This is a genomic window from Phyllobacterium sp. UNC302MFCol5.2 (genome assembly GCF_000686005.1).
Taxonomy (GTDB): Bacteria; Pseudomonadota; Alphaproteobacteria; order Rhizobiales; family Rhizobiaceae; genus Phyllobacterium; species Phyllobacterium pellucidum.
This window is the reverse complement of sequence record NZ_JMLL01000001.1, coordinates 67,083-82,668: the sequence shown is the minus strand read 5'-3', so window position 1 is coordinate 82,668 and position 15,586 is coordinate 67,083. Positions and strand designations below refer to the sequence as shown.

Below are 15,586 nucleotides of genomic sequence, written 5' to 3'. Positions count from 1 at the left end.
GTGGGACAAGAATATGCTGCGCACTATTCCGGGGTTTGACCGCATCGGTGAAGAGAATGCGTTTGCCGTGCTGGCACGCGCAACTGCTCTGGGCGCCCAGGGCAGGGACATCATCAATCTCGGCATTGGCCAGCCGGACTTCAAAACGCCCGCCCACATCGTGGACGCCGCAATAAAGGCGCTGCGCGATGGTCACCATGGCTATACGCCCGCCACGGGGCTCGTCGCAGCGCGCGAGGCCGTGGCACGGCGCACGCTGACAACGACCGGCATCGAAGTCTCTCCGGACAACATCATCATCGTACCTGGCGGCAAGGTGACGATGTTTGCGGCGATCATGATCTTTGGCGAACCCGGCGCCGAAATCCTCTATCCCGATCCGGGTTTTCCGATCTATCGCTCCATGATCGAGTTCACCGGCGCCAAGCCGGTTCCCGTCCCGATACGGGAAGAAAACGGCTTTGCCTTTTCGGCGGATGAAACGCTTGCGCTGATCACGCCGAAGACGCGTCTCCTGATCCTCAACTCGCCGGCCAATCCGACCGGCGGCGTTACGCCCCGCGTGGAAATCGAAAAGCTGGTGAAGGGCCTCGAAGCCCACCCTCATGTTGCGATCATGTCGGACGAAATCTATGACGTCATGACCTATGATGGCGAGGAGCATCTCTCGCTCTTGACCTTCCCATCCATCCGCGACCGCCTGATCGTGCTCAACGGCTGGTCCAAGACATGGGCGATGACCGGCTGGCGCATGGGCTGGTCGATCTGGCCGGACCAGCTTTACGACAAGGTGCGCAAGCTCGCGGTCAATTGCTGGTCCTGTGTGAACGCGCCGAGCCAATATGCCGGCATCGCCGCCATCGACGGACCGCAGGACGATGTCGAAAAGATGTGCCGGGCCTTCGACAATCGCCGGCGCATTGTCGTCGACGGGCTGAACAGCCTGCCGGGCATCAGTTGCGCGACGCCGAAGGGCGCCTTCTATGCCTTTCCAAATGTCAAGGAAACGGGTTGGCCGGCCAAACAGCTGGCGTCAGCCCTGCTCGAGGAGGCAGGCGTCGCACTGATCGGCGGGCCGGATTTCGGCATTCTCGGCGAAGGATATGTGCGCCTTTCCTATGCCAACTCCGAAGAAAACATCCTGCGCGCCATCGAGCGGATCGAGAAGTTCCTGGCGAAGTAGGGCAGAGATTTGTCAGCGTCCATCAACGGGCGCGGGAGGGTGGGATTCTTTTGATATCCCGCCGTGATCTTTGCTTCGACCTGCACTGCCGTCATCCTTTGGGCGCCTTCACTTCCTCGACGCCCTCAGACTGCCGTCTTCCTCGGGCCCCCACACTGCCGTCATCCTCGGGCTCTTGTCCCGAGGATCCACTTCTATGACAAGTGATGCGTCGATGGCTTGAACTGCATGATCATGGACCGGGACAAGAACCCGAGGATCCAAATACAGGGCACCGAATCCCTCTACGCAGAAACGCGCTTTAAGCGGCCGTATTCGCCTTGGCGTTTGCGACCGTCGCCTCGATATGGTCGATCAGGCTGTCCGGCAGTTTCAGCCGGCCTGCAAGCAGGTCGAGATAGCCGCGTTCGGCTCGGGTCTTCGGATCGATCGCAAGGCGTGAAGCCGTATAGAGCTCAACTTTCTGCGCGTCGGTGACGGCCGCGGCAACGATTGCGTCGAGGTCGACGGGCGCATTGAGTTCGTTCGTGAGAAACGCCTGCGTATCGCTGTTGAGGCCGGAAAGGGCGAGCTTGTCGGCAATGCGCTTGCGCTCCTCGTCATCGACATGTCCATCGGCACGGGCGGCCGCGATCATCGCGCGCACCAGCACAAGCGCAAATTCGTGCTCGCCCTGCGGCGCGGTTTCGGGATGGAAGCTCGAGTCATTCGGCGGCGGCAAGAGCTCGCCATCGAGCGTCGTCGGCTGCTCGGCCTCGGCAGGCGTCTTGCCCGACTGGTAATTCTGATAGGCTTTGTAGGCGAGGCCCGCCACGGCAGCGAGACCGCCGAGCTTCAGGGCACCGCCCGCAACGTCCCGGCCAGTTCCGGTGCCAAGCAGGATAGCTGCGATCGCGCCAGCTGCCAGCGGATTGTCCTTGGCCATCTGCGTCGCCTTGCCCGCTGTATCCCGCACGGACGTGCCGACGCCGGGGATATTGCTTCCAAGGAAATCATCGAGAATCTTCTTCGGATCAAGCATGCTAATCTCCTCTTTGGCTGCATGAACTGGCCTGGCTTAGTTAGGACCGGGTTCATGGCATTGCAATGACAGGAAGGAGATTTGTCGTCCGGGCCTACGAGCCTATGTGCTCTTTGGCCCCACGCGCACGGGCAAGACGCACCTGCTTCTGCCGCTCGGCAAATCGGGCACGGTCAGCGTCAGTTCGCTCATGATAGCAATGGGGGCAGGAAACGCCTTCTTCGAACAGCTGCGAAAGCTTATCCTCGGGCGCGATCGGATTGCGGCAGGCGTGGCAAAGCTCCGCCTCACCCTCGACAAGACCGTGACCTACCGAGACCCGCTCGTCAAAGACGAAGCATTCGCCATTCCAGCGGCTTTCCTCGGCCGGCACGTCCTCGAGATATTTCAGGATGCCGCCTTTGAGGTGATAAACGTCCTCGAAACCGAGGCCCTTGACGAAAGCCGTCGCCTTTTCGCAGCGAATGCCCCCCGTGCAGAACATGGCAATCTTCTTGCCTTCCAGTTCGTCGCGGTGGTCTTCGACCCATTGCGGAAATTCGCGGAAGGTCTTTGTCTGCGGATCGACTGCCCCGGCAAAGGTGCCGATCGCCGTCTCATAATCGTTGCGCGTGTCAATGAGGATCGTATCCGGGGCGGCGATGAGCGCGTTCCAGTTCTCGGGCTCCACATAGGTGCCGACGCTTTGCAAGGGATCGATATCAGCAACCCCCATCGTGACGATCTCCTTCTTCAGCCGCACCTTCATCCGCTTGAAGGGCATTTCGCTGGCATAGGAATATTTCAGCTCCATGCCGGCGATAGCAGGCTCGGCATTAAGGAAATCGACAAGCTGCTGGATGGCTGCGGCCGATCCCGCGACAGTGCCGTTAACACCTTCGGCGGCAAGCAACAGGGTTCCCTTGATGCCGAGACCGCAGCAAAGCTTCGCCAGCGGCTCCTGCAGCGACTGGTAGTGATCCAGTCGCGCAAAGCGATAGAGCGCGGCCACTTTGAAGGGCAGGTTTGAAGAATGGTCTGTCATGATCGCCTCCAACTACTGTGCCGGCAGCCGGATTTCAAGCATTTTGGCAAATCGACGCGGTCGCCTCACACTCTCGTCGCACTTGTTTGCCAGTATTTCCGGGTTTCGATGGACAAAACCGCCCCGCGCTACTAAATCGATTGAACCCAAGGCTAGTGGAGAGAATGACATGACCCAGAAGACCGATTTGCTGTTACCCGTCCTCAAGGGCCAACCGGTCATTCCGGTCATTCTCGTACACGATGTAGCCCACGCCATGCCGCTCGCAAGGGCGCTTGCCAAGGGTGGCCTGCCGGCGATCGAGATCACCCTGCGCACGCCCGCCGCCCTTGACGCCATCCGCGCAGTCGCCGCGGAAGTGCCGGAAGCGATTGTCGGCGCGGGCACGATACTCAATGCGCGCCAGTATGAGGAGGCCAGCGCTGCGGGCTCTCGCTTCATCGTCAGCCCCGGGGCAACGCCGCAGCTGATCGAGGCCGCGAGGGACAGCAACGTACCGCTTTTGCCCGGCGCGATTACGCCCGGCGAGATCATGGCGCTGCGCGAGGAAGGCTATACGATGCTGAAGTTTTTTCCGGCGGAACAGGCAGGCGGAGCGACTTTCCTGAAATCGCTGGCTTCCCCGCTTGCGGGCACCATGTTCTGTCCCACGGGTGGGGTCAGCGCCGCCAACGCCAGAACCTATCTGAGCCTGCCGAACGTCGTCTGTGTCGGCGGATCGTGGGTTGCGCCGGAAGAGCATGTCAAGGCCGGCAACTGGGACGAAATCACCAGGCTTGCGGCAGATGCCGCAAAGCTGGCGGGCTGACGTTCCACATCAGCTACTCGCCTCAACCGCCATCCTCGGATCGACCGTCTCCCGGCATCCTCCGCCGCTGCCCCGCCATACCCTATTTCCACCGTCACGGGCGTTGTCCCGTGGATCCACCTTCAATTCGGATGCGTGTGTGGCTCCGCAACGTAGTTTGGGTCCTCGGGTCAGGCCCGAGGATGACGGCGGTGGTGGTGGATAACGGTGGTGCTGGATGAAGGCCGGGATGGATGGATCGATGTATGCATGACGCCAATCTTACCGGATAAGGTGATACATCCACACTCACCAGGAGGGGTCACGTAACCGCGATGTCATCCACGGTTCAATAGCATCCGCGTACTATCCCGCGGCGACCACCGCGACGCGCTAATTCCACACTGGATTTGAACGGGCAATAACGGGTTCGGAGGGGTGTCTTCTCTAGTCCCTACCCCTCCGCCGTCATCCTCGGGCTCTTGTCCCGAGGATCCACCTTCAATTCGGATGCGTGTGTGGCTCGGCAACGTAGTTTGGGTCCTCGGGTCAGGCCCGAGGATGACGGCGGTGGTGGTGAATAAGGGTGGGGGTGGACGAAGGTCATGATCGACGGATGACGCCAGTAGTGGCGGATAAGGGTGATACCTATCCACACGCACTGGGAGGTGGTCACGTGACCGCGATGTTATCCACGGGCATCCCCGCACTATCCCCATGGCGGTCAACGTGCCAACATTGCCCTTCTCTGTGTCGCAGGAGGGGAACCTACGAACCGCTGGTCGGGCTGAACTTGGCGATCTGCAGGAACGTCACGGCCTTGCCAGTGAACTTGTTGGCGTCGACCGGCGCATCATGCTGGAAGCCCGTGACATAGACCGTCGTCGGCGCGGTGCGCAGCAAGGCGTTGCGGATCACTGCCGGTTCGACGTGCGGCGCCACCGCTGCTACCTGCCGGGTCGAGAGTGCGCGATCGGGCACCTCGTTGCCAACCTGGATTGCCCGCGGCGCCTGTTCCTCCGCCGACTTCCGGTGCGGTTTGGCACCCTTCGTCGTGGTCACGACGCCGCTGTTGAGCATTGCGGCAGGATCGCCCTTGGCATGCAACATCGTCTCGCGCAGCGTCGCCATCGGCTCAGCTGAAGCCAGTTGCAGGTTTTGCTGGGCTGCCGGCTGCGGGTGGGCCACGCGGCCCCCTGTCGAGCCTTGAACGGTTGGCAGAACCTTGGGCTGCGACGCCGCTACCGACTGGCGCAGGAGCGCCTCCGGTGTCGGGTCCTCGTCCGGTATGGTGATGACATCCTGTTCGGCCGAAGCGTTCTGCGCTGATGGAGTGTTTGCCACGGCTGCAGCACTCGCGGGCGCGGGCCGCTGATCGGGAACGATCGACGCCATCAGCATGTCATTGTGCTTCGGCTTTTCGAACGGCACGGGCACCAGCGCATTGACCATCTCGGCCTGCGCCTTGCCGGCATCGCTGTCGGCATCGTCGGGGTTGGCCGCGATCAGCTCGCGGATGGCGCTCGCGCTATCCTGCGGACGCGGCTCGGGCAAAGCAGCGATCACCGTCGACTTGTCGGACGCTAGCGCGTTGAGCGTTGCCGGAGCCTCCGGCGCGGGCGTCGGCGTATAATCGGGGCGGCGCAGCGGCACCGGCACGTTCAAGGCCAATGTCTGGCTGTCGTCCGGCGTACCGGCCTGGTCCTGTTCGGCCGGCTGCGGCGCCTTGGCCGTCGTTGCGACCGGAGCGGCCGTACCCTCGGCCTCGTCCGCGACGGATGCGGGCTTGGTCACGGCGCTTTTCGCAGGCTTTGCCGCCGACGCTACAGCAACTGAACCTTCGCTGTTGTCTTCATCTTCGTCGGCACCGCCGCCAAAGAGCATGCCGAACAACGTCTTGCTGCGGCCAGAGCGCGAAGCGCTGGCGATCTGGATGGAGCTGCCATTGCGGCGGCGCGCTTCATAGGCGGCAACGGCCTGTTCATAGCCAGGAAGCGGCTTGCCATCCGACGGAATGTGCAAAGTCTTGCCATCCGGGAATACGGTGAGGAGTTCCTTGCGGCTCATGCGCGGCCAATAGCGCACATTACCGACATCGGTATGAACGAAGGGCGAGCCGGATGTCGGGTAGTAACCGACGCCGCCGGCCTGGAACTTCAGGGCAGTGTAGCGAAGCGTTTGCAGCTTCACGCCCGGCAGGTACCAGTCCATGGCCTTGCCCAGAATATGCTGGCTTTTTTCAGCAACGCCACGCGAGCGCGAGCGCAACATGGAATTGGTCGATGGCGAACGATAGCCGCAGACGACATAAATATAGTCGCGACCGCCGACCGTCTGGTAAATCTGCCAGACCAGATCGAACAGGCGCGGATCCATCTTGGTGGGTTCGTTGCGGCGCCAGTCGCGCAGGAACTGGTTGAGCTTGTTCAAACCATCCTGCTGGAAGCGGCCATCTTTCTTGAACGTGACTTCGATGCGTTCATTCGTGTGGACGGCGTAGAGCTTGAGGGTGCGGGTTTCTGCATTTGCCTGGGTGGAGGCAAAGAGCATCGACGCGAAGATCATTGTGACGGCAAACCACGCAGTACGCGCGAGCGAGGCAACCGTCAAACCGCCGTTCTTTGCATGCTTCATATATGCCAATTTCGTCCCAACCCTGACCGCGATACACAACCCCCGGATGGCTGAATTATCGGATTTAATGGTTAATGGTCGCTTTACTGAAGAACAAATACGTTGAGAGCATGGCAAAAACGCACGAAGAATCCATCGTTTTGTGACATGGTCAACGGGTTGTTAACAGCACAATTAAGGCGTTTTAACGAATGAATCCATCCTGCAAAAGTCTAAAAAGTGCTTCAATGTAAAATAAGCTAGATGCTACTAGGACCATTGCAAACTCGTTTTTAAGGTTTAGCAATTTCCGACTGATTACTCCGATTCGATCCTTCACGGATTGTTTCACTGCTTTAACATGGTGCTGAAATGACTTTGGAAACAGATAGATACAGAGGTGAAGATGCTGTGCGGGCTGCTCCTGCAAAGGGCGCTGGCAATCCGGCGAAGGCCGACCAGGCCGCACTCGGCACGCTTCCAGTATGGAACCTCGGCGACCTTTATCCTTCCGCGGACAGCAGTGAACTCAAGGCCGATCTCGTCCGCGCCAACGCGCTTGCGGTGGCATTCGAAGACCGCTGGAAGGGCAAACTTGCCGCTGAAGCCGGAAAGCCGAATGGGGGCGACTTCGTTCAGTCCATCACCGAGTTCGAGACGCTTGAAGAGCTGATCGGCAAGATCGTCTCGTTTGCCGGCCTCGTTTATGCCGGTGACACGTCGGACCCCAAACATGCCAAGCTTTATGGCGACATCCAGCAGAAGATGACGGATGCCAGCACCCACCTCATCTTCTACAGCCTCGAATTGAACCGCATCGATGACGCCATTCTCGACAAGGCGATGAATGACAATCCCGCAATCGGTCACTATCGCCCCTGGCTGACGGATCTGCGCAAGGACAAGCCCTACCAGCTTGAAGACCGACTGGAGCAGCTGTTTCACGAGAAATCGATAACCGGGCGCGGTGCCTGGAACCGTCTGTTCGACGAGACGATGACGGCGTTGCGGTTTACGGTGAACGGTGAGGAAATGGCGCTGGAGCCCACTCTGAACCTGCTGCAGGATGCAGATCCGGCTCTCCGCAAGGCTGGCTTCGAAGCACTCGCTGCAACATTCAAGGATAATTTGCGCACCTTCACCCTCATCACCAACACGCTCGCCAAGGACAAGGAAATCTCCGATCGCTGGCGCGGCTTTGAGGATATCGCCGATAGCCGGCACCTCGCAAACCGGGTCGAGCGGGAGGTGGTCGATGCGCTGGCGGCGGCGGTTCAGGCTGCCTATCCGAAACTGTCGCACCGCTACTATGCGATGAAGGCGAAGTGGCTCGGCCTTGAATTTCTCAACAACTGGGATCGCAACGCCCCGCTGCCGGAAACGCCGCAGGCGGTCATCTCCTGGAACGATGCGCGTGAAACCGTGCTTTCGGCCTATAGCGGCTTTGCCCCCGAAATGGCCGATATTGCGCGCCGGTTCTTCGACAGGAACTGGATTGACGCACCCACTCGGCCTGGCAAGTCACCCGGAGCCTTCGCACACCCCACCGTTCCCTCCGCCCATCCCTATGTGCTTCTCAACTATATGGGCAAGCCGCGCGATGTGATGACGCTTGCCCATGAACTCGGCCACGGCGTGCACCAGGTGCTTGCGGGCGGTCAGGGCGCCTTGATGGCCTCGACACCGCTGACGCTTGCAGAGACGGCATCCGTCTTCGGCGAAATGCTGACGTTCCGATCGCTCCTCGAACAGACGCGCGACAAGCGCGAGCGCAAGGCGATGCTGGCACAAAAGGCCGAGGACATGATCAACACGGTCGCGCGCCAGATCGCCTTCTACCAGTTCGAGCGCCGTGTTCACACCGAACGCATGGAAGGGGAACTTACCTCCGACCGTATCGGCGAAATCTGGCTCGACGTGCAGAAGGAGAGCCTTGGGCCGGCGGTGCATTTCGCCCCGGGCTACGAGACCTTCTGGACCTACATCCCGCATTTCATCCATTCGCCGTTCTACGTCTATGCCTATGCCTTTGGCGACTGCCTGGTGAACTCGCTCTATGCGGTTTACCAGAATGCCGAAGCGGGCTTTCAGCAAAAATACTTCGACATGCTCAAGGCCGGCGGCACCAAGCACCACTCCGAGTTGTTGGCGCCATTCGGCCTCGATGCCACCGATCCGGCTTTCTGGCAGAAGGGCCTTTCGGTCATCGAAGGCATCATCGACGAACTGGAAGCCATGGACGCCGACTGATGGATGCAGAGTCACCCTGGCAAGCCCCGACGCACACGCCCTATGACGGTTCGGCGCAACCTTTCACCATCGGCTTGCAACAGCTCGACCACAGGGACTGGATCGAAATTGACGATCATCTGCTTAGCTATCTTGCCGAAAAGCAGCGGCTTTTTGCACGCCACGGCGAGAAGATTTTCGTAGAGGAGTCAGGCAGCGAACCGGGCCAGAAGGAGGTTTTCGACCTGCTGACCGCCCACCTCATCGAACATTATCCCGAACGATATGTGCGCAAGGGCAATGCTGTCATTGTCTCTGGCAGGGACGATGCCATTGCGATCGGCGAAGCCGCAACGCCCTACCTGCACCGGGCGGCAAACCTCGTGCAGGAGGACCTTGTGCTCATGCGCAAGGACGAAAGGCGCGGCTGGCACCTCGGTGCCGCTTCGTTATCCTTCCCATCATCATGGACCCTTCTCGAAAAATTCGGCCGTTCCATGGAAGAGATTCATGCGCCCGTCCCGGATTTCGGCGCAGGCACCCGCAATGCGGGCCTCATCGCGCGCATGTTCGACAATCTGCGCCCGGACCGCTCGGTTTTGCGCATGAACTGGTCGCTTCAGCCGGATGGCGAGCTCTACCACCCCTTGGCAAGCCATGAGAAAGGCGCGCTCTATACGGACGACGACATTGCGGCGCAGAGTTTCGTCCGGGTCGAGCGTCAGACGTTGCGCAAGCTTCCCGCCTCCGGCGACATTCTCTTCACCATCCGCATCCACCTCGACCCCATAAAGGCGCTCAAGAAACACCCGGAGTGCCGGGCCGTCGCCGAAGCTTTTTGCCGGCAACTCGAGGCATTGAACCCGGCGCAATTGCACTACAAAGGTATTATGACGATCCGCGATCGGCTTTTAACCGCGCTGAGAACCCTATAATCGCGCCTCGATTAACAGTAGATTGAAATTTTCAACATGCAACGCAAAGGGTTGTTTGCTCTTTGTCACATCTATGCTCTATGGTTTCTTTGATGCCGATCTATAGCGGCTGCCTCAATGATGGAGATCAAAATTAGGAGCACGAAAAAAATGGCGAAGGCTGAATGGCCTATACATGGAGAAATTACTGGTCCGATCGTGATGATCGGTTTTGGATCCATCGGTCGGGGTACCCTGCCCCTCATCGAACGCCACTTCAAATATGACAAATCCCGCCTGGTCGTTATCGACCCCAGCGATGCCAACAAGAAGCTTCTTGACGAGCGCGGCATCCGGTTTATCCAGCAGGCGATCACCAAGGACAATTACAAGACCGTCTTGAAGCCCCTTCTTACCGAAGGCGGCGGCCAGGGCTTCTGTATCAATCTTTCCGTCGACACCTCTTCCGTCGATATCATGCATTTGTGCCGCAAGAACAACGCACTCTATATCGACACCGTGATCGAGCCGTGGATCGGCTTCTATTACGACAACGACATGGACAATGCCGACCGCACCAATTATGCGTTGCGCCAGACATTGCTGGCCGAGCGCAAGAAGCATCCGGGCGGACCGACCGCTGTTTCGTGCTGCGGCGCAAATCCCGGCATGGTGTCGTGGTTCGTCAAGCAGGGCCTGCTTGAACTCGCCCGCGACCTCGGCATCGATCATAGCGAACCGGCACGCGACGACCGCAAGGGCTGGGCCAAGCTGATGAGCAAGGTCGGCGTCAAGGGCATCCATATTGCCGAGCGCGATACGCAGCGCGCTGGCGACCCGAAGCCCTTCGGCGCATTCTGGAATACGTGGTCGGTCGAAGGGTTCATTTCCGAAGGCCTGCAGCCGGCCGAACTCGGCTGGGGCACCCACGAAAAGTGGATGCCGAAAAATGCGCGCAAGCAAAAGAAGGGCAACAAGGCGGCGATTTTCCTTGAGCAGCCTGGCGCCGACACGCGCATTCGCACCTGGTGCCCCACCGAAGGCGCGCAGTTCGGACTGCTGGTGACCCATAACGAATCGATCTCGATCGCGGATTTCTTCACCGTGCATGACAAGAAGGGCAAGGTTTCCTACCGCCCGACCTGCCATTATGCCTACCATCCCGCGAACGTCGCGACATTGTCGCTCGACGAGATGTTCGGTGCCGCCGGCCAGCCACAAGCGATCCAGCACGTGCTCGACGAATCTGAAATCGTCGATGGCGCCGATGAACTCGGCGTTCTGCTCTACGGCCATGAGAAGAACGCCTACTGGTATGGCTCGCAACTGACGATCGAGGAAGCGCGCAAGCTTGCCCCTTACCAGAACGCGACCGGACTCCAGGTTTCCTCGGCGGTCATGGCGGGAATGGTATGGGCGCTGGAAAATCCGGACGCCGGCATTGTCGAAGCCGACGAGATGGATTTCCGCCGCTGCCTCGAGGTGCAGACACCCTATCTCGGACCGCTCAAGGGCCACTATACGGACTGGACGCCGCTCCACAACCGACCGGGTCTGTTCAAGGAAAATCTCGACATGGATGATCCCTGGCAGTTCCGCAACATCCTCGTCCGCTCGTGACGAAAACGGCAGCTTCCGGGCTGCCGTTTTCATCCGCCCCCGAGCGTCATTCCCTACCCCCCGCCGTCATCCTCGGGCCCAGTCCCGAGGATCCATCTTGCAAAAGAACGACCCAGCGAAGCCACCGGAAGACGAGCAGTAGAACCGCCGAGCGTGCGGCACCCAAGCTTCAAAGCGATTCTCCTGACCGCATGACCGCCTAAGCCCATGATTGCGGACATTCGCTTCGGTCTTGTTGGCTAGCCATGCCGAAAGCCGTTGCGAGTCGTTCGCGTGATCGTCATCACACAACTCTATTATGGATCGGCGAAGGACGCGGCAGGCATTGATCGCATCCTTGTGTGTCGCGGGTCGAACGATCATCTGGTCCTGCGCCTGGAAGCGTGTTTAGCCGGATGCATCTTGGAGTTGAATGTCTGGATGGAACAAATGGTAGCCTCAAACACTTCCAATCTGCAATTAAACTTAGGTCTTGTTTCTGCTTGATTTTCACGGCATCTAGATATCCAGAACCATGGGAGAATATTGGATGAGACGTTTTTCGCTGCCCGTCGCCGTTACGCTTAGCCTTTCCCTTGCCGGCTGCATGAGCGGGTCCATGCAGGATGGCGCAGGCGTGCAGGTCGCCAAGCCGACGGACGCCGTCCAGGGCCAATGGTTCGACACCTCGGGCGTCGCCTTCTCGAATTTCAACGGCGGCGTCTTCGAGACCCGCGCCAACGACACCAAGGAAAAACTCGCTGAAGGCAATTATCGCTTCGCCTCGGCCAATCTGATCGAGATCAACATGCGCTCGCTCGCGCGCGGTACCCAGTCTAAGGTGAATTGCGCCCTCGTCAGCACGGGCCAGCTCAATTGCACCTCGTCCAGCGGCCAGCAATTCTCGCTGACGCGGCGCGGCCCGCAAACGGGCTGAGGCCGAAACATTCGACCAATTGCTCGATTGCATGGCGGTCAAAGGAATGAAACCATTGCTCGTCAACCGATGCTCCACGCGCCGATTTGGAGCCAGTCAACCGGGAGCAGATCATGTCCGGAATTCTTGCCCGACTTCTCGTTGCAACTTCAGTGTTTGGCCTGTCGGCCGGTGCGGCGATGGCCGACTATACGCTCAACATCCTGCATATAAACGACCAGCATTCGCGCATTGAGCCGATCAACAAGTACGATTCGACCTGCTCGGCTGAAGAAACGGCCAAGAACGAGTGCTTCGGCGGTATAGCCCGGGTCAAGGCCAAGATCGACGAGCGCCGCGCTGCGCTGTCGAAGGATGGCGGCAATGTCATCGTCCTCGATGCCGGCGACGAATTCCAGGGTTCACTGTTCTACACGACCTACAAGGGCGACGACACCGCCGAATTCATGAACCAGATGGGCTTCGACGCGATGGCCCTCGGCAACCACGAATTCGACGACAAGCCGGAGAGCCTTGCAAAATTCCTCGAAAAGGTGAAGTTTCCGGTCATTTCCAGCAATACGGAAGCCACGCCGGATTCGCCGATCGCCGGCAAATTCAAGCCCTATCGCATCAAGGAGATTGGCGGCCAGAAGATCGGCATCATCTCTGCCTTGACAACCGATACGGCGGAAATATCCAGTCCCGGCCCGAGCGTGAAATTCGCGAATGAAGCCGAGACACTGCGGAAGGTTGTCGACACCCTCAAGGGCGAAGGCGTCAACAAGATCATCGCACTCAATCACGATGGCTATCTCAGGGACAAGGAATTGGCGGCGCAGGTCGACGGTATCGACGTCATCGTCGGCGGCCACAGCCACACGCTGCTCTCCAATACCGATCCCGAAGCAATCGGCCCCTATCCGACGCTGGTCAAAGGCCCTTCCGGCCGCGATGTGCCGATCGTCCAGGCCAAATCCTATTCGAAATATCTCGGCGAACTCAAGGTTACCTTCGATGACGAGGGCAATGTCATCAAGAGCGAGGGCGCGCCCATGCTTCTCGACTCGAGCGTGACGCCTGACCCGGCCTTCGCCGCCCGCATCAAGGAACTTGCCCAGCCAATCGAGGAATTGAAGTCGCGCAAGGTCGGCGAATCGACCGGCGTGATCGAAGCCGCCCGCGAGGTGTGCCGCGCCCGCGAATGCAGCATGGGTAATCTCGTTGCCGATGCCATGCTGGACCGAGTCAAGAGCCAGGGCGTGACGATCGCCATCATCAATGGCGGCGGCCTGCGTGCCTCGATCGATGCGGGCGACGTGACCATGGGCGAAGTGCTGACCGTGCTGCCGTTCCAGAATACGTTGGCGACATTCCAGTTGCGCGGATCGGATGTCGTTGCCGCACTCGAAAATGGTGTCAGCCAGATCGACCAGGGCGCGGGGCGCTTCCCGCAGGTAGCCGGTCTGAAATACACATTCGACATATCAAAGCCGGTCGGCAGCCGCATCTCCGATATAGCGGTGATGCAGGGCGACAGCTTTCGGCCGCTCGATCCTGGCGCAACCTATGGCGTGGTTTCGAACAATTACATGCGCGCCGGGGGCGACGGCTACAAAATCTTCTCGACGAATGCCGTCAACGCTTATGATTACGGCCCGGGACTGGAACTCGTTCTTGCCGATTATCTCGGTCAGCACGTCCCCTACAAACCCTATACGGATGGGCGCATAACGATGGCGGCGGCCGCGCCGGGCGTCGATCCGGTGCCAGCGCCCCCAGCGCCGCCCGAAACGCCGAAGGCGCCCGAACCGGCAAAGCCGGCGGCGCAAAGCGTCGCCAACCATCATCCGGACAGCTATACGATCAAGCGCGGCGACAATTTCTGGGAGATTGCCGAGGAGATTTACGGCAAGGGCATCGAATGGAAAAAACTTGCCGGAGCCAATCCCGGGATGAAACCGATGAAGCTGCCGATCGGCGCGCAAATGAAGGTGCCCGGCCTATAGCCTAATTGTACATGACCGCACATGAGGTGGATCCTCGGGACGAGGGCTGGAGGACCCATGATTAAAGACAGAACCACGCGCATCCGCCTTGAAGGTTGATCATCGCAAAGTCCAAGGACGAGCATGCGGCCTTTCGCACTCTTGCAATAAAGCCTGCCCGCTCTACGTTCCACCGCGCAAGCGTGGAGTATGTATATGGCAATTTCAGACGAGGCCCGGGTGGCGGTGCGCAAGCCCGACGATCATCTGGCAATCGAAACGTCGAAGGTCGGCGTTCTTCTCGTCAACCTTGGGACGCCCGATGGCACCGACAAGGTTTCCATGCGGCGATACCTTGCCGAATTTCTTTCGGACAAGCGCGTCATCGAGTGGCCGCGGGCCATCTGGCTGCCCGTGCTCTACGGGATCGTGCTCAACACGCGCCCGAAGAAATCCGGCGCGCTCTACGACAAGATCTGGAACCGGGAGCGCAATGAGTCGCCCCTGCGCACCTATACGCGTTCGCAAAGCGAAAAACTCGCCGCAGCGCTTTCCGCCCATCCCAATGTCGTCGTCGACTGGGGCATGCGCTATGGCCGGCCCTCCATCGAGGAAGCGTTGCAGCGGCTCGACCGGCAGGGCTGCAAGCGTATCGTCATGTTCCCGCTCTACCCGCAATATTCGGCGACGACCACGGCAACGGTGAACGACAAGTTCTTCGAGGCGCTGGTCAAGATGCGGTTCATGCCGGCGACCCGCACCGTTCCCTCCTATCAGGACGAGCCGGCCTATATCGATGCCCTGGCGACCTCGATCGAAAAGCACTACGCGTCGCTGGGCTATGAGCCTGAATTGCTCATCGCTTCCTATCACGGCATCCCGCAAAGCTACTTCAAGCGCGGCGATCCCTATCCATGCCACTGCTGGAAGACGACGCGACTGCTGCGCGAACGGCTCGGCTGGGGCGAAGACAGGCTTATCACCACCTTCCAGTCGCGTTTCGGCCCGGAGGAATGGATGCAACCCTATACCGACAAGACGTTGGAGCAGCTGGCCAAGGACGGCGTGAAGTCCGTCGCCGTCTTCAATCCGGGCTTCGTTGCCGATTGCCTCGAAACGCTCGAGGAAATTGCTGGCGAAGGCGCGGAAATCTTTCATCACAATGGCGGCGTGAATTTCACGCATGTCCCATGCCTGAATGATTCTAAGGAAGGCATGAAGGTCATCGAGACTCTTGTGCGCCGCGAGTTGCAGGGCTGGATTTAGAAGGTCCGGGCGGGCTCGCTCGAATCGCTGCTTTGGTCTATCTTGC

Annotated in this window: 11 protein-coding genes; 8 read left to right on the top strand and 3 right to left on the bottom strand. The window is 59.6% G+C overall.

Translation table 11 applies throughout. From position 1 onward, the window contains the following. The first annotated feature begins 13 nt into the window (after positions 1 to 13). The gene (locus tag BR48_RS0100365; protein ID WP_027229515.1) at positions 14 to 1,183 is read left to right on the top strand and encodes a pyridoxal phosphate-dependent aminotransferase; all 1,170 of its coding nucleotides are present in this window, start codon (positions 14 to 16) and stop codon (positions 1,181 to 1,183) included. A gap of 301 nt (positions 1,184 to 1,484) precedes the next feature. On the opposite strand, the gene BR48_RS0100360 is transcribed toward BR48_RS0100365, so the two are convergent. Together BR48_RS0100360 and BR48_RS0100355 are read right to left on the bottom strand one after the other, a co-directional pair. Next, positions 1,485 to 2,204 (bottom strand): tellurite resistance TerB family protein, encoded by a 720-nt coding sequence (locus tag BR48_RS0100360; protein WP_027229514.1) that lies wholly within the window; start codon positions 2,202 to 2,204, stop codon positions 1,485 to 1,487. 94 nt (positions 2,205 to 2,298) lie between these two features. Continuing rightward, positions 2,299 to 3,228, bottom strand: coding sequence for a rhodanese-related sulfurtransferase (locus BR48_RS0100355; protein WP_027229513.1), 930 nt, complete (start codon positions 3,226 to 3,228; stop codon positions 2,299 to 2,301). A gap of 169 nt (positions 3,229 to 3,397) precedes the next feature. Between BR48_RS0100355 and BR48_RS0100350 the strand changes: the two genes are divergently transcribed. Further along, positions 3,398 to 4,036: a 2-dehydro-3-deoxy-phosphogluconate aldolase gene (locus tag BR48_RS0100350; RefSeq protein WP_027229512.1), complete on the top strand. Its 639-nt coding sequence runs from the start codon at positions 3,398 to 3,400 to the stop codon at positions 4,034 to 4,036. 747 nt (positions 4,037 to 4,783) lie between these two features. Here the strand turns inward: BR48_RS0100350 and BR48_RS0100345 are convergent. Further along, entirely contained in the window at positions 4,784 to 6,649 is a 1,866-nt protein-coding gene (locus BR48_RS0100345; protein ID WP_051614374.1) for a DUF882 domain-containing protein, read from the bottom strand. Between the two features lie 351 nt (positions 6,650 to 7,000). Here BR48_RS0100345 and BR48_RS0100340 point away from each other — a divergent pair, with 351 nt between their 5' ends. The 6 genes from BR48_RS0100340 to hemH all read left to right on the top strand — a co-directional run bounded on the left by BR48_RS0100340 (position 7,001) and on the right by hemH (position 15,540). After that, entirely contained in the window at positions 7,001 to 8,878 is a 1,878-nt protein-coding gene (locus BR48_RS0100340; protein ID WP_155810771.1) for a M3 family oligoendopeptidase, read from the top strand. Further along, the gene (locus tag BR48_RS0100335; protein ID WP_036812861.1) at positions 8,878 to 9,792 is read left to right on the top strand and encodes a DUF3445 domain-containing protein; all 915 of its coding nucleotides are present in this window, start codon (positions 8,878 to 8,880) and stop codon (positions 9,790 to 9,792) included. The genes BR48_RS0100340 and BR48_RS0100335 overlap by 1 nt, the downstream gene beginning before the upstream one ends. 150 nt (positions 9,793 to 9,942) lie before the next feature. Continuing rightward, positions 9,943 to 11,391, top strand: coding sequence for a homospermidine synthase (locus BR48_RS0100330; RefSeq protein WP_027229508.1), 1,449 nt, complete (start codon positions 9,943 to 9,945; stop codon positions 11,389 to 11,391). 529 nt (positions 11,392 to 11,920) lie between these two features. After that, on the top strand, positions 11,921 to 12,307 hold the full coding sequence (locus tag BR48_RS0100325; RefSeq protein ID WP_027229507.1) for a hypothetical protein: 387 nt from the start codon (positions 11,921 to 11,923) through the stop codon (positions 12,305 to 12,307). 113 nt (positions 12,308 to 12,420) lie between these two features. Continuing rightward, complete coding sequence (locus BR48_RS0100320) at positions 12,421 to 14,295, top strand: 5'-nucleotidase C-terminal domain-containing protein (protein WP_027229506.1); 1,875 nt, start codon at positions 12,421 to 12,423, stop codon at positions 14,293 to 14,295. 195 nt (positions 14,296 to 14,490) lie between these two features. After that, a complete protein-coding gene (hemH, locus tag BR48_RS0100315; protein WP_027229505.1) occupies positions 14,491 to 15,540 on the top strand; it encodes a ferrochelatase in 1,050 nt (349 codons plus the stop codon). The last annotated feature ends 46 nt before the right edge of the window (positions 15,541 to 15,586 follow it).

Bases quoted from the DNA above. Each gene is read 5' to 3' on its own strand.
- BR48_RS0100365 (WP_027229515.1), top strand. From the start codon at position 14: ATGCTGCGCACTATTCCGGGGTTTGACCGCATCGGTGAAGAGAATGCG.
- BR48_RS0100360 (WP_027229514.1), bottom strand. From the start codon at position 2,204: ATGCTTGATCCGAAGAAGATTCTCGATGATTTCCTTGGAAGCAATATC.
- BR48_RS0100355 (WP_027229513.1), bottom strand. From the start codon at position 3,228: ATGACAGACCATTCTTCAAACCTGCCCTTCAAAGTGGCCGCGCTCTAT.
- BR48_RS0100350 (WP_027229512.1), top strand. From the start codon at position 3,398: ATGACCCAGAAGACCGATTTGCTGTTACCCGTCCTCAAGGGCCAACCG.
- BR48_RS0100345 (WP_051614374.1), bottom strand. From the start codon at position 6,649: ATGAAGCATGCAAAGAACGGCGGTTTGACGGTTGCCTCGCTCGCGCGT.
- BR48_RS0100340 (WP_155810771.1), top strand. From the start codon at position 7,001: ATGACTTTGGAAACAGATAGATACAGAGGTGAAGATGCTGTGCGGGCT.
- BR48_RS0100335 (WP_036812861.1), top strand. From the start codon at position 8,878: ATGGATGCAGAGTCACCCTGGCAAGCCCCGACGCACACGCCCTATGAC.
- BR48_RS0100330 (WP_027229508.1), top strand. From the start codon at position 9,943: ATGGCGAAGGCTGAATGGCCTATACATGGAGAAATTACTGGTCCGATC.
- BR48_RS0100325 (WP_027229507.1), top strand. From the start codon at position 11,921: ATGAGACGTTTTTCGCTGCCCGTCGCCGTTACGCTTAGCCTTTCCCTT.
- BR48_RS0100320 (WP_027229506.1), top strand. From the start codon at position 12,421: ATGTCCGGAATTCTTGCCCGACTTCTCGTTGCAACTTCAGTGTTTGGC.
- hemH (WP_027229505.1), top strand. From the start codon at position 14,491: ATGGCAATTTCAGACGAGGCCCGGGTGGCGGTGCGCAAGCCCGACGAT.